General features: G+C 51.5%; 11 protein-coding genes. 2 read left to right on the forward strand and 9 right to left on the reverse strand.

Annotation, left to right across the window (positions count from 1 at the left end; all coding sequences use genetic code 11):
- Positions 1–184: 184 nt before the first annotated feature.
- On the forward strand, positions 185–1,870 hold the full coding sequence (ilvD, locus tag SNR34_RS24565; RefSeq protein ID WP_236415485.1) for a dihydroxy-acid dehydratase: 1,686 nt from the start codon (positions 185–187) through the stop codon (positions 1,868–1,870).
- A gap of 118 nt (positions 1,871–1,988) precedes the next feature.
- Here ilvD and SNR34_RS24570 read toward each other — a convergent pair whose 3' ends face one another.
- Positions 1,989–3,395, reverse strand: coding sequence for a polysaccharide deacetylase family protein (locus tag SNR34_RS24570; protein ID WP_486180419.1), 1,407 nt, complete (start codon positions 3,393–3,395; stop codon positions 1,989–1,991).
- 165 nt (positions 3,396–3,560) lie between these two features.
- On the opposite strand from SNR34_RS24570, the gene SNR34_RS24575 reads away from it, so the two are divergent.
- Entirely contained in the window at positions 3,561–4,766 is a 1,206-nt protein-coding gene (locus tag SNR34_RS24575) for an AI-2E family transporter (protein ID WP_343261231.1), read from the forward strand.
- Here the strand turns inward: SNR34_RS24575 and SNR34_RS24580 are convergent.
- From SNR34_RS24580 to ruvX, 8 genes are all read right to left on the reverse strand, one after another.
- Positions 4,742–6,514, reverse strand: a complete 1,773-nt coding sequence (locus SNR34_RS24580) for a peptidoglycan D,D-transpeptidase FtsI family protein (RefSeq protein ID WP_486180420.1) — start codon at positions 6,512–6,514, stop codon at positions 4,742–4,744. The two genes, SNR34_RS24575 and SNR34_RS24580, sit on opposite strands and share 25 nt — an antisense overlap.
- A gap of 165 nt (positions 6,515–6,679) precedes the next feature.
- Complete coding sequence (locus tag SNR34_RS24585; RefSeq protein ID WP_236415481.1) at positions 6,680–8,962, reverse strand: methyl-accepting chemotaxis protein; 2,283 nt, start codon at positions 8,960–8,962, stop codon at positions 6,680–6,682.
- A gap of 231 nt (positions 8,963–9,193) precedes the next feature.
- Positions 9,194–10,522, reverse strand: a complete 1,329-nt coding sequence (locus SNR34_RS24590; RefSeq protein WP_486180421.1) for a peptidase U32 family protein — start codon at positions 10,520–10,522, stop codon at positions 9,194–9,196.
- 17 nt (positions 10,523–10,539) lie between these two features.
- Entirely contained in the window at positions 10,540–11,469 is a 930-nt protein-coding gene (locus SNR34_RS24595; RefSeq protein WP_236415479.1) for a peptidase U32 family protein, read from the reverse strand.
- 14 nt (positions 11,470–11,483) lie between these two features.
- A complete protein-coding gene (mltG, locus tag SNR34_RS24600; RefSeq protein WP_486180422.1) occupies positions 11,484–12,524 on the reverse strand; it encodes an endolytic transglycosylase MltG in 1,041 nt (346 codons plus the stop codon).
- Positions 12,525–12,599: 75 nt separating this feature from the next.
- Entirely contained in the window at positions 12,600–12,914 is a 315-nt protein-coding gene (locus tag SNR34_RS24605) for a DUF1292 domain-containing protein (RefSeq protein ID WP_236415477.1), read from the reverse strand.
- The gene (locus tag SNR34_RS24610; RefSeq protein WP_236415476.1) at positions 12,915–13,214 is read right to left on the reverse strand and encodes a DUF1292 domain-containing protein; all 300 of its coding nucleotides are present in this window, start codon (positions 13,212–13,214) and stop codon (positions 12,915–12,917) included.
- 12 nt (positions 13,215–13,226) lie between these two features.
- Positions 13,227–13,643, reverse strand: a complete 417-nt coding sequence (ruvX, locus tag SNR34_RS24615) for a Holliday junction resolvase RuvX (RefSeq protein WP_236415475.1) — start codon at positions 13,641–13,643, stop codon at positions 13,227–13,229.

Raw genomic sequence — 13,643 nt, forward strand, 5'->3', positions numbered from 1 at the left:
CAATAGAAAAACCGGGCTTTTCATGAGTTTAAAGCAGCAAAGGAATGTTTAAACGATGGCAGCCTGATACCGGCCAAACCGGTCTATTTTTTAGAGTACAAGATGAAATTAAACGACAGATGCACTGCCTTTTTATTTCCATTCATGTTGCTCGATCACAATATATATTTGGGGGGAATACACCATGTCAGCCAAGAAGATGCGTTCCGATATGATCAAAAAAGGTTTTGACCGCGCACCTCACCGCAGTTTGCTCCGCGCGGCGGGCGTCAAAGAAGAGGATTTCGGCAAGCCGTTCATTGCTGTATGTAACTCTTACATCGATATCGTGCCAGGACACGTTCACCTGCAGGAATTCGGTAAAATCGTCAAGGAGGCCATCCGCGAAGCTGGCGGCGTTCCTTTTGAATTCAACACCATCGGCGTCGATGACGGCATTGCGATGGGACACATCGGCATGCGTTACTCGCTGCCAAGCCGCGATATCATTGCGGACTCCTTGGAGACCGTTGTATCGGCTCACTGGTTCGATGGCATGGTATGTATTCCGAACTGCGACAAAATCACGCCAGGCATGATGATGGGCGCACTGCGCGTCAACATCCCTACTGTGTTTGTCAGCGGCGGTCCGATGAAAGCCGGACGCGACAGCAACGGTAAAGCACTCTCCCTGACATCCGTATTCGAAGGCGTAGGTGCTTATCAAGCCGGCAAAATCGACGATAAAGGTTTGCTGGAACTCGAACAGTACGGTTGTCCTACCTGCGGCTCCTGTTCAGGTATGTTCACGGCCAACTCCATGAACTGCCTCGCCGAAGCGATGGGTCTGGCTATGCCGGGCAACGGTACCATCCTGGCGGTAGCTCCTGAACGCCGCGAGTTCGTTAAACAGTCTGCAAAACAATTGATGGAACTCATCAAAATGGACCTCAAGCCTCGCGATATCGTTACGCTGGAAGCGATCGACAACGCGTTTGCCCTGGATATGGCCATGGGCGGTTCCACGAATACGGTTCTGCATACGCTGGCGCTGGCGCACGAAGCGGGTCTTGAATACCCGATCGAACGCATCAATGAAGTAGCCAACCGCGTTCCGCATCTGGCCAAACTTGCGCCTGCATCCGATCTTCACATCGAAGACGTTCATAATGCGGGCGGCGTAAGCGCCGTGCTGAACGAGCTGCTCAAAAAACCGGGTGCGATCCACGCCGACTGCATCACCGTAACAGGCAAAACGATCCGCGAAAACGTGGAAAACTCGCCGATTCTGGATCACAACGTGATCCATTCGCTGGATAACCCCCATTCCGAAAAAGGCGGCTTGGCCGTATTGTTCGGCAACCTGGCCCCTCAAGGCGCCATCATCAAAGTTGGTGCGGTTGACAAGTCGGTTGGCGGCTACCACAAAGGCCCTGCAATCTGCTTCGACTCCCAGGATGATGCACTGTATGGCATCGCCAACGGCAAAGTCAAAGAGGGTCATGTCGTCGTTATCCGTTACGAAGGACCGAAAGGCGGCCCGGGCATGCCTGAGATGCTTGCTCCTACCTCCCAAATCGTTGGTATGGGGCTCGGCGCCAAAGTCGGCTTGATCACGGATGGACGCTTCTCCGGCGCATCCCGCGGCATCAGCATCGGTCATATCTCTCCGGAAGCGGCTGAAGGCGGTCCGATCGCCTTTGTTGAGGATGGGGACATCATCGAGCTTGACCTGAATAACCGCGTGATCCAATTGCACATCAGCGACGAAGAATTCGAAACTCGCCGCGCTGGCTGGAAAGGCTTTGAACCGAAAGTAAAAACCGGTTACCTGGCCCGTTACTCCAAACTCGTAACCAACGCCAGCAACGGCGGTGTATTGAAAATTTAATCGGGCGAAGCGGATCTTTAGGGGTCCGCTTCACAACACACCGAAACGAACAAAGGCTGCTCCTTCATCAGAATGAAGGGCAGCCTTTTTCGTCTGTTCAGCGCAGGGGCAGCGTGCATTAGCTCCGCTCTGCCAGTATATCGTTTTCAGGAGCAACAAACTCTTCTTCCGTTTCCTTCGCCTTCGCTGCAACAAATTCCGTCTGGCCGTAACGTTGCAGCAGGTCTTCTACGGGAATCACAATCAACTTGGGCACAAGCTTTTCCGATCGCTCGCGCAGCCGCTTTGTACCGGAAGGATGAATGACGCTTAGCAACAGCTTGAGGTAAACTTTGGAGGCGGAACTGAACGGCCCTGGCGGCAAATCGCGAATCGTAAAACCAAACTTCTCCGGTCCGCGATTGATCATGCTCACGCCATACAACGCTTTTGCGGATGAAAGTTCGGGATCGGTCGCGATCTGGCGCGCCAGATCCGGAAGCTGTTGTTCCATCGTACGGATCATGCGTATGGCTAAATGCATGCTGGAGCGAGAGGTGCTGCCCAATTCGAACAATTTTTTGTTGTCGAAATGCAGCTCGATCATCGGATCGCCATTGCGGAGCCTTTTTCCGCCTTCTAATTCGACCTGTGCCCCATGATACACCCGTGTTCGATAATGAAGCATGGGGTCCTTCGGCGATGCCGTCCGCAAATGGTAAACCCAGTGGAACAATTTCTCCCAACCTAACCAAGCAGCAACGATCACGCGTTTCCATAAGGTGAGTGGTTTGGCAGACTCCTGTTGTCCATTTCGGGATACCGCCACTTCTTTCCCCCCTCTCATCAACGTATCGATGCGCACGCTCCGCAGTCCCTGCTTTTGCGCCTTCTGCAATACGACCTCAAGCGCCTGCAGCATCTGTTCCGGAGCATTCGCGTCCGCTCCGAATGTCGTGCCGCGATCATGCAGCAGCATGACTTCACCGGCGCGCAGTTCCTTGAGCATGCGTTCTGTCAGCTTTTTGGCACCTACACGGCTTTTCCAATCCTCGAACATGGATGACCATAGAACGATCTGACGATCCTTCTTGCTGAAGAAATCAAACAAATTCATAATGCCCCACGGTGGACGGTAAAAACACGTTTTTTCCCCGGTAATCTCCTCAATGATCTGACCGGTACGCCGAATCTGTTCCTGAACTGTACGAGGCCGCATTAACCAATTGGTTTTATGGATATAGTTATGAATGCCGAGAAGATGTCCCTCCTCATAAATATCCCGGATCAGCTGCGGATGATTGGCAGCATGCTCCCCTACGACAAAAAACGTTGCCTTGGCGTCATATTGTTTCAGCAGCCGAAGCAGCCTTGGCGTATAAACGGGATCTGGCCCGTCATCGAAAGTCAAGGAAAAATCCGTATCGCTTTTGCCACGCCTGAATACCCGCAAACCGAAGATGCGACTGATCAGGCTCGGAATAAAGGCATAGAACGTTGAGATGTACAAAAGCCACAGCAAAATGCTCTGAAGTAAATTTGTCATGCTTGAATTCCCCGCTTCTAATGCTGAATTGCCTAAATGATGACTATGAAAAGTAAACCACCTTTAATTTTATCACAGTTCACGCTTTTCTTGAATGCCGATTTCCAAAAACAAGGCTATCGTGTACAATAAATGGATTAACGACATGACAAAGGAGTAAAGCCCATGCTTCCGTTGTACCGAAAATATGGACGAACCGTGTTTGACATCGCACTTCTGATATTGACAGTGTATTTTATCATGTACGGTTTTAGTCGATTATATCAGCTCGCCGCACCGGTATTCCTTTCCTTTCTTGTATATTGGATGATCGAACCCTTGGCGAGGTTCTTGCACCGGAAGGGATTGCCCAAGGCTGCCGGTTCTGCTATTTCGGTTTTGTTATTTTTGGCTCTGATTGTGGCTGCCTTTTTTGGGATCGGGTTGATTATTGTGTCGCAAATTGCCAATCTGCAAGGCAGCTTCCCTACGTACATCGCGATGCTTCAAAAAGAATTTACCAGCCTTGTCATCTGGACGCAGGATACGTCTGATGCGTTGCCCGACGGAATCATGGAAAAAATCAACGATTACTTTGCTACGCTGACAGGCCTTCTCTCGGGTTGGGTCACGAACGGTGCACAGTACATCATCGGATTTTTGACGTCATTTTCCACGTTTATCACCAATTTTGGAATTGCGATCATTTTGGCCTTTTTCCTTAGCATCGAGATTGAATCCTGGCGCAATTTTGCGCGAACCAAGACGCCAAAAACGTTAAAGAATGCCGCGGATTTCATGCGGAACCACGTCTTCAAAACGATTCGTGCTTACCTGAAGGCACAGGTCGTCATGATGCTGATCACCTTTGTGATTATTTACGTTGGACTGCTCATTCTGGGAACGAACAACGCATTCACCATTGCAGCTATATGCGCGGTCGTCGATCTTGTGCCTCTGCTCGGCGTGCCCGTTGTGTTCATTCCCTGGATTGCCTATCTTTTCGTAGTGGGGGACAGTTCGCTAGCCATAGGGTTAATCGTATTGCTGGCCGTGACGATGCTGACACGCCAACTGCTGGAGCCCAAAATATCCGGAAATTCCATCGGGGTATCTTCCGCGTATTTGATGCTTTCCTTCATGCTGATCTCGCTCTCGATTTTCGGCATAGCCGGGGTGGTCCTGTCTCCGGTGCTGTTGATCCTGCTCAAAGAGCTGCTGCAGCAGGGCTACCTTCAACGATGGATTCACCTGCCTAAAGACGAGTTCGATTCGTCCCCTCTGGTCATGGACACCCCTGTTCACGAGAGCGGAACCAGAGCCGGGACTGAGGGTGACCCAGCCGAGTTCTCCGCAGCGTCCCAAGCTCATGAAGAGGATTCGGACAAATAATCCATCACTTGACGGAACAAATCCGTCGCTTGATGGCGACCACCTGGCTTCACATGCTGAACCAATACGGCAACGGCATAACGCGGTTGCTCCACAGGCCCATAGCCGATAAACCATTGATGATTCAACTTCTCACCCTTCCGAACAACCTGAGCGGTGCCCGACTTCCCTGCAACATGCCATCTGGCGCGCTGCAGGGATTTTCCCGTTCCATCGCTGACCACCTTGCCCATCCATGTGAGCAGGCGATGCGCCGTCGACGGGGAGATGCGCCCGAAGCGGGACGGCGACGTTTGCAGGGGCATGTCCAGCATGGTTCCTCCATCGGCATAACGAATGCGCTGGACCAGTCGCGGGGCTCTCACTTCGCCTTCATGCAGCAATGTCACGACCAGGTTGGCCGCCTGGAGCGGGGTAACCCGGGTGTCTCGCTGCCCGATTGCCGTTTGTGCCCTAGCCCCCTCATCATCCGCGACAACCGTCGGCAGACTGACCCTGCCCGCATCTTCGTGGTCAAAATGGCGCAAGAGCGGCATGCCTGCCATTTGCTTGTGTTCCCATCCAACTGTTCGGGCCAAACCAAGCTCATCCGCAGTGCGTTCAAGCTGTTTCATCGTGAGTCGTTCGGACGTCTCGGCAAAAACGATGTTGCAGGACCGGGCAAACCCTTGCTCCAGATTGAGCGTACCATGCCCGTGTTCTTTCCAACAGGAAAGGCCGTATTTCCCCCAATCGCCTTCGCAATGGAATTTCTCTTTGCCCGATACGGCATGGGTTTCAAGCGCTGCCGCCGCCGTCACGATTTTGAAGATGGAACCGGGCGCAGCCTCCTTTACGGCACGATTGGCCCAGAAAGATTGCCCAGGATCGACGTGGGCAGCATTATAGAACGGCATGGACACCATGGCGCGTACATCGGCGTTCGCCGCATCCAATACAACAACAGCCCCCTCTTTCATGCCGGAGCGCTCGGCCATCTGCTCCAGTTTATGCTGCACTTCTACATCGATGGTCGTTTCGACTTTTAACGGATAATGGCCGTTATGGGGTGCAATCACGCGAGGAGCGAGTTCTGGAATGGCTTCCCCCGCTCCATTCACCATTCTGGTCAACAACGTGGGACCGACCCCCATCAACAACGGCTCCAACGTCCGTTCCAGTCCGGCTGCACCTCGTTTTAAAGCAAAAGGCTGCCTGACCTCATCCCGGTGATCTTGCAGCTTTCCAGCCTCGTTTGGCAGTTCAGCCAAATAGCCGAGCCACTGCATGCCTGAACGTTGTAATCCTTCGTAACGCGTCATCATCGGATAAACCTCGGCGTTGGCCGGTTTCAATTGGCGAATGCGCAATATTTGCCGCTCATTTAACGGGGCGGGAGCATTTTTGCCTGCCGTCCAGAAATGGGGAGCATATCCTTGCTCCCATTCGCTTAAGATTTGTTCAGGGGCGGTATGCAAAATATTCGCCAACTTCACTGCGGCGAGATGGTTTGCCGAAGCAGCAGCTTTCTTTTCCGACGGGTTGGGGGATGGAAAAAGCACAAGCCCCCAATGCATATTTCCCGTGATCGGCCTGCCCTGGAAATCCGTGAAATGCCCCCTTCCCGAATCGAGCATAACCCCGCGCTCCCGCTGCAATACGGACATTTCCCGCAGCGTATGTTGAAAGCCCGGTACGACCCGATTGGCCTGTATCGTTTGAATCCACCCGAGCCGGAGCACAAGCAATGCGATCAAACCCGTCAACATCATGCATCCGATCCAAATTCTCCGCTGCCGTTCCATAATCATCCCCTGCCTTCCGCTCATCATTTGGGATAGTATCCATCATCCAAACTGGGATTATTCGGAAAAGAAAAAAACCGTTCCGGATGATGCCGGAACGGCGTGAAATGAAATGGTTAACAGCTCACATTAGACTGTAAACCGGGACAATGTATCTTTAAGTTCGGCGGAGACGTTCTCCAGCTTCTCGGACAGTTTCACCAGTTGGTTGCTGATATTTTGCTGCTCGCTGCTCAGTGAAGCAACCTCTTCGGACGTTGCCGAAGATTGTTCTGCCACTGCGCTTACGTTGCTCATCGCTTCGGACAACGTCGTTTGAGCTTCATTCAAATCCTCGATGGAATCCGTCACGGAATCCAGACGTTCAACGAAAGCACCCATTTGCTGCTGAACCGAGTCAAAAATGACGTTGGTGTCTTTAACGGCATCCATTTGCTCTTTGAACAAAGGATACGCGGCAGACAGTGCTTCCACCGTTGCATTCATCTCGTTCATAATGTTGTCGGCAATCTCGCCAACCATGTCGATGGATTTTCTGGATTGCTCCGCAAGCTGGCGAACCTCGTCCGCCACAACCATGAATCCTCTGCCTGCCGCTCCGGCTCGGGCGGCCTCAATGGTCGCATTCAAGGACAAAATATTCGTTTGCTTCGTAATGTTTTGCAGCACTTCAAGCACTTTGAGCACGGACGACGTGCTATCTTTAAGGGAATCGACCTTTTTGACGAGTGCGCCAATCATTTCTTCGGTCTTCTGCGTTTTGGTCATGAGCTGATTCAAATGCCGCGTTCCCTGCTCGCTGGACTGTTCAACATGGCGAGCGGATTGCCCCATCTGTTCGTTAGCCGATATCACGCTGGCCATCTGGGTCGAAATGTTATCGGTCAATTCATTGCCACGCTCGGCTTCAGTAGCCAAGCTGCTCGCTCCGCCGGCAATCTCCTCCGTGGCGACAGCAATTTCCGAAGCGGAAATCGCCGTTTTCTTCGAAGCGCTGCTCAATTCGGTAGCGGTATCCAATACCTCGCGGGCCGAACGGTTGGTTTGCTCGACGAGATTGGTAATCTGCTCCATCATGAGGTTGAAGGCGGACGACAATTGGCCGATTTCATCACGCGAAGTGAATGGTGTTCGCACTCTCAGATTTCCCTTCGCTCCTTCTTGCATCAAATCCTTTAATTTGGCGAGCGGACGGGCAATCATGCGTACCATCCACATGCCGATCAAAACCGCAATGGCTGCGTCAACCAAAGCCATCCACAGCGTCGTCGTCAGAATGCCTTTGGCGTCTTTGACCAGCATGGACGTTGGCACCATGCCGATCAGTTTCCAACCCGAGGTGTCCATCGTGCTGTACACAACGAGCATTTCCGTGGATTTTCCGTCAAGCGTATAAGAAGCATTAACGCTTCCGGTATTTTCGGTCAGGTCCTTCACAAAGGATAATTCGGTTTCCTTTCCAGTTCGGTCGGAAATGCTGGATGCCACCACTTTGTTGTCGGGAGCAATCAGCTGCAGAATGGCCCCTTCACCCAGGTTGAGCGATTTCAGCTGCTCTTCGAGCACTTCCAGCTTCAGCTCAATGATGAGCACATAAGACAAACTGGAGCCCTGCAGGTTTTTCATGGAACGGGCGATGCGGAACGTTGGCGTGCCTCCGTCTTCCGGAACTTCCGTTGGAAGCCAGCGATATCCGCCGGATTCGGTAATCTCGGCATACCAAGGTTCATTGCGGATATTGGCCACGCTGGAACTGTTGCCGCCCGTGCCCATCGTCGATTTCGTTTCATCCGTCGGCACCAGATAAATCGCTTCCATGGATTTGTTTGTAAATGCAACGTTGGACAACTGTTTATTGATGGAGCTTGAATTGATGAAACTATCGTAGGCCGACAAATTTTTATCGCCCATTTTTTGCAGCAAACTTTGCATTTCCGGATCAAAGAAAATCTGCGTGGACGTATCCACGAACCGCTCCAGAATGATATCCATTTTCTCCTTGGTCTGATCGATCGTTTCCTGATTTGCCCGTGAAGCGTTTTCTTCAATCGTGCCCTTTGCCTTGGAATAGGACAATAGGCCCAAGCTTACCACAAAGACCATAATGGCCGTGAAAAAGACCAAAAACAGCTTCACGCCCACCGATTTGATCGGGTTTGCTTTTTTGATCTGGGAAAACGTCGTCCCCCCCACCTGTTTCCATTCGATCTTGTTCAAGCGAAGCTTGCCCAAGCCTGATTTAAGAGGCTTTTCGTTCGGGCTTTGTCCATCACCCGTTGCCTTGCCTTTGAACAGCTTCACCTTCTTGAATATATTTTCTTTGGGTGTCTTTGTGTTCTTCTCCCTCTTCTCCTGTACCGATTTACCTAATTGTTCCCCGCTGTCTTTCTGCTTCTTTTGGACCAATCCCATTCACCTGCCAGTTTTTACTTGTTGTATTTTTTCTCTCCCCTATAATGTTTATTTATTCGACAACTTTCCCCTTTCCCCTCTCCTTTTGTAAAATTTCTTTACAACTTTTTTCCTATTTTTCTATAAAAAAAAGACCCCCGTTTGCCGATATACGGAGGTCTTTTCAGCGTGATTTATAACACAATGTTGTTATTTTATAACATTATTTTGTTCATTCATAGGAAATACAGCCTATTTCTTTTTTCTCATCATGTCAAAATAGGATACAGGCTGATCCACCTTCATTTTGACAGGCTGCAGCGGGTGGCGTGCCGCATCGAGAACATTGCCCTCTTCGTCGCGAAGCTCGCCGACCACCTGTTTGAAAAACGTGCCCCCTGGACCGAAAAATTCGATTTCTTGCCCAGGTTTGAAATGATTGCGCTGCTGAATGGTTGCGATGCCCGTAGCGGCGTCGTAATCCAAAACCAGTCCGGCAAAATCATAAGGCACCGCTTTTTCTTCCGGCTCATAGATATGATCCTCATGATCCGGCGTATCATAGAAAAAGCCGGTATTCAGCGGACGGTTGGCTGCCTTGTTTATTTCTTCGACCCACTCCGGCTTCAGCACGTAGTTTTCCGGATCAGCCATATAGGCGTCAATCGCTTGCCGATATACGTTAACGACCGTCGCCACATAGTGGATCGATTTCATGCGTCCTTCAATTTTGAAGCTGTCGACGCCGACATCGATCAACTCGGGAATATGCCCGATCATGCACAAATCCTTCGACCCCATCGAGAATGCATTATCATTCTCCTGGAAGAGCGGCAGTTGATTTTCACCCAGCTTAAACGGCGCAGGCGATTGCATCTGCATCTCCTCTTCGCTAACCCATACCGCGTCTTCGCGCGCATCCTCGAACAGGTCATATTTCCAGCGGCAAGACTGGCAGCATCCGCCCCGGTTGGAATCGCGATCCGTAAAGTGGTTGGACAATACGCAGCGTCCCGAATATGAAGAACACATCGCTCCATGGATGAATGCCTCAATCTCGATATCCACGTTGGCTTTGATTTCTTCGATTTCCTCAAAGCTGGTTTCCCGCCCAAGGACGACACGCGGCAATCCTTCCTCTTTCCAAAACTTCACCGCCTGCCAATTCAGCGTCGACTGCTGGGTGCTCAAATGCACCTCCAGGCCCGGAACCGCCCGCTGAGCCACTTCGATAATGGCCGGATCGGCCACGATGACGGCAGCAATGCCCGCGTTGTACAGGTTTTGCAGGTACTCCTCGATGCCCTCGATATCTTCGTTATGCGCATAGATGTTAGTCGCCACAAATACCTTCGCACCGTATTTGTTAGCGAACTCCACGCCTTCGCGCATTTCCTCGAAGCTGAAATTGTCGGCGTTGGAGCGCAGACCGTAGGCCTGACCGCCGATGTATACCGCATCCGCGCCGTAGTGGATGGCGAATTTCAATTTTTCCAAATTCCCTGCCGGAGCGAGCAGCTCCGGTTTGTCCAGGCGGTTCCGTTTGCCTGAAAATTTGCGTTTGACCGCCACTGCTTCCATAACGTTCACCTCTTTCATTAATACACCTGTTCCTTATAGAAAAAGCCAAAAGACAACTCCCGCTCGGGGTCCTGCAGCTCACGCACCCGCTCCAGCCATTCATCCCGATATTCATAACCTTCAGGATCAGCCTGATAGCTGTCGATTGCCGCACGATAGGCACGTACGGCCGCTTCATTATAAGCGAGAGGTTTGAGGATGCCTTCGATTTTGAAACTATGCACCCCCGCCTCCATCAGCAGATGCAAATCCTCCAAAATGCAGATATCTTCCGAACTCATGATATGTGTACCGTTCAGATCTTCATAAATCGGGAATTTCTCATCGCGGCGCTCTGCCTCAATCAGGAAAAGGCCTCTTTCTTTGCCCAAATCCCCTTCCACGGGACGGCCTTGGTGAGCCATGTAGCTCTGTACCAGGCTGCGCTTCGAATGATAAATATTCGTCATGCCGTGAACCTGCACTTGGGCTTCCACCTTCAAATAAGGCATCATCTCGGTGATTTCGTCCATGTTCAGCTCGCGTGCCAAGACGACACGGCTAGCCCCTTTGCTTCCCCAATAGTTGGAGGTCGCATAGTTTGTGGAAGTCATTTCGGCGTTCCAATGCAGCTTGATGTGCGGAGCAAGCTCGCGCACGGCGCGGAGCACGGACGGATCGTTAAACTCCACCGCATGAATGCCGATTTGCCCCAGAGCCTGCACATATTCGGGAATTTCCTTCAAAAGCTCGTTCGACATCAGGTTGTTCATGGATACAACCACACGGGCATTGTGTTTGGCGGCGATGTGAACCACCTCTGCCGTTTCCTCGAGGCTGAAGCTCCCCGCAAGGCGCATCCCGAACCGATCGTCTCCGATGAGCAGGGCATCCGCCCCGGCCTGAAGAAGAGCCTCCGCTTCCTTTACATTGGCTGCCGTGACAAGCAGCTCATGTCTGTTACTCATTTCCATCCCTCCGCTTATTGCGCAGCCTTACTTTTGGCTATATTTTGCTGATGTTCCTTGTACGTTCTGGCAAACAGATGCTCCGAGGAGCCGTCTTTCTTGGTCACATAGAACAAGTAGTCCGAAGCTTGCGGTTCCAGTGCCGCCTTAATGGACGCCAAGCTTGGGCTCGCAATCGGTCCCGGCGGCAGTCCTTTGTTCAGGTACGTATTATAAGGGCTCTGAACTTTCAGATCGGCAAAGAGCAGCCTTGCCTTCGGTTTGTCCAACAAATATTGCACCGTCGCATCGATCTCCAGCTTCATGTCCCGGTGGATCCGGTTATAGATCACGCCGGCCACAAGCGCGCGTTCCTTGTCCACTACAACTTCCCGTTCAACGAGCGAGGCAACGGTCAACAGTTCATGCAGAGACAAGTCCCGCTCCTTCAGCTTCGCTTCCAGATCGGGAATCGTCTGCAGCCGGGTCTCCAGCTCTTCCATCATGCGCTGCATGACGTCATGGGTGGAGCTATCCTTTTTCACCTCATACGTTTCGGGAAAAAGATATCCTTCCAACACGTAACGCAGTTCTTCGTCCACAGGAGCATCCTTGATGAGGTCCAGGTCGAATGCGGACGGCTCATTGGCCAATGTAATGAATTCTTCCCGGTTCACGATGCCCTCCTCGGACAGCTTGTCCGCCATTTGCAGTATCGTGTAACCCTCGGGAATGGTGAATTTCACCATTTCCTCGGGCACAACATCACCGCTGCTGAGCTTGCTAATAATTTCATCAAAGGTCACGCCGGGATTCATCGCGTACGTGCCTGCCATGAAATTTGAACCCTGGTTCTTCCATTTCAAATAGGCTTTAAATGCAAGCGAGCTCCGGATCAACCCCTCCCGCTGCAGTTGGTCCGCAATGGCCGAAGTTCCCGAACCGCTCTTAATCTCCAGCGTGATCGGCGTTTCCGAAGCCTGGACTGGGCGTGTCAAACTCCAGGCATATGTGCCGGCCCCTCCCGCGGCAATGATGATAATAAGCAGAATGACTATAATCGCTTTTCCTTTCAAAAAAGACACAACTCCTCTACACAACCAAAAAGAGCGGACTGCTCCGCCCTTTCGGTTTCTACAATTTGAAGCTGATCAATCTTCATCAATCGGAAGTGTGCATTCATCATACAGCTCCGAAATGTTCTCCCACTCGTCATCGTCGTCAATGGTAACCAGTTCAGGCATGACCTGGCCTTCTTTGGCAGGCAAAACCCGCAAGAGCTCTACCTCGTCGTATGGCCGCAGTGAACTGCGAAGCACCGCATATTGCTGACCCTTCACCTCAAATTCAGCCAGCAAGTCATACGGATGCGATTTACCGTTCTCTTCTTCAAGTTCAACGTGGGCACCATAAGCCAAACGCAGCGAATCTGTCCATTTTAGGTCTTTGCGGCTGTACTCTGTCATTTAGTTCGCTTCCTCTTCATCTTCTGCAAGAAATGTATTAAAGGTTTCCTCAACGATTTCCCATTCGGCATCGTCCTGGATCACGAAAAGTTTAATGTCGTCTCCCTCTTCTTCGTAACGGAATGCATAGACATCCGTTTCGCCATCTTCGGGTTCAACCGGAGCAACCATCATGTACTTGGCCTCCGAACCGTCCACCTCAAATTTCATGATGACTTCGAATTCCTCTTCATTACCCTCATCATCCGCGATGTAAATAATCTCCGATTCTTCTTCCATACCCAGTCGATCTTCAGCCATTGTTGATCCCCCTCACCTTGTACTGTTTGCATCCAAATAGTTTTGCAAAATCAAGCTGGCAGCCATCTTATCTACAACCTGCTTGCGTTTTTTGCGACTGACATCCGCTTCGAGCAGCGTTCGTTCTGCTGCCATCGTTGTCAGCCGTTCATCCCAAAGGTGAACGGGTAAATTCAATTCGCCACGCAGGCGCTCGGCAAACGCCATGCAAAGTTCGCCACGCGGCCCTACGGTGCCGTTCATGTTTTTGGGGAGCCCTACGACGATTTCACCAATCTCGTGCTCACGCACAAGCTCGGCAATTCGACCAAACTCGCCTTCATCACGGCGGCGTTCAAGCACTTCCAATCCCTGGGCAGTCCAACCGAAGGCGTCACTGACGGCAACTCCGATTCTTCGGTCCCCATAATCCAAACCTAGTATTTTCAT

The organism is Paenibacillus sp. XP01, from assembly GCF_057364885.1.

Bases quoted from the DNA above. Each gene is read 5' to 3' on its own strand.
- ilvD (WP_236415485.1), top strand. From the start codon at position 185: ATGTCAGCCAAGAAGATGCGTTCCGATATGATCAAAAAAGGTTTTGAC.
- SNR34_RS24570 (WP_486180419.1), bottom strand. From the start codon at position 3,395: ATGACAAATTTACTTCAGAGCATTTTGCTGTGGCTTTTGTACATCTCA.
- SNR34_RS24575 (WP_343261231.1), top strand. From the start codon at position 3,561: ATGCTTCCGTTGTACCGAAAATATGGACGAACCGTGTTTGACATCGCA.
- SNR34_RS24580 (WP_486180420.1), bottom strand. From the start codon at position 6,514: ATGTTGACGGGTTTGATCGCATTGCTTGTGCTCCGGCTCGGGTGGATT.
- SNR34_RS24585 (WP_236415481.1), bottom strand. From the start codon at position 8,962: ATGGGATTGGTCCAAAAGAAGCAGAAAGACAGCGGGGAACAATTAGGT.
- SNR34_RS24590 (WP_486180421.1), bottom strand. From the start codon at position 10,522: ATGGAAGCAGTGGCGGTCAAACGCAAATTTTCAGGCAAACGGAACCGC.
- SNR34_RS24595 (WP_236415479.1), bottom strand. From the start codon at position 11,469: ATGAGTAACAGACATGAGCTGCTTGTCACGGCAGCCAATGTAAAGGAA.
- SNR34_RS24605 (WP_236415477.1), bottom strand. From the start codon at position 12,914: ATGACAGAGTACAGCCGCAAAGACCTAAAATGGACAGATTCGCTGCGT.
- SNR34_RS24610 (WP_236415476.1), bottom strand. From the start codon at position 13,214: ATGGCTGAAGATCGACTGGGTATGGAAGAAGAATCGGAGATTATTTAC.
- ruvX (WP_236415475.1), bottom strand. From the start codon at position 13,643: ATGAAAATACTAGGTTTGGATTATGGGGACCGAAGAATCGGAGTTGCC.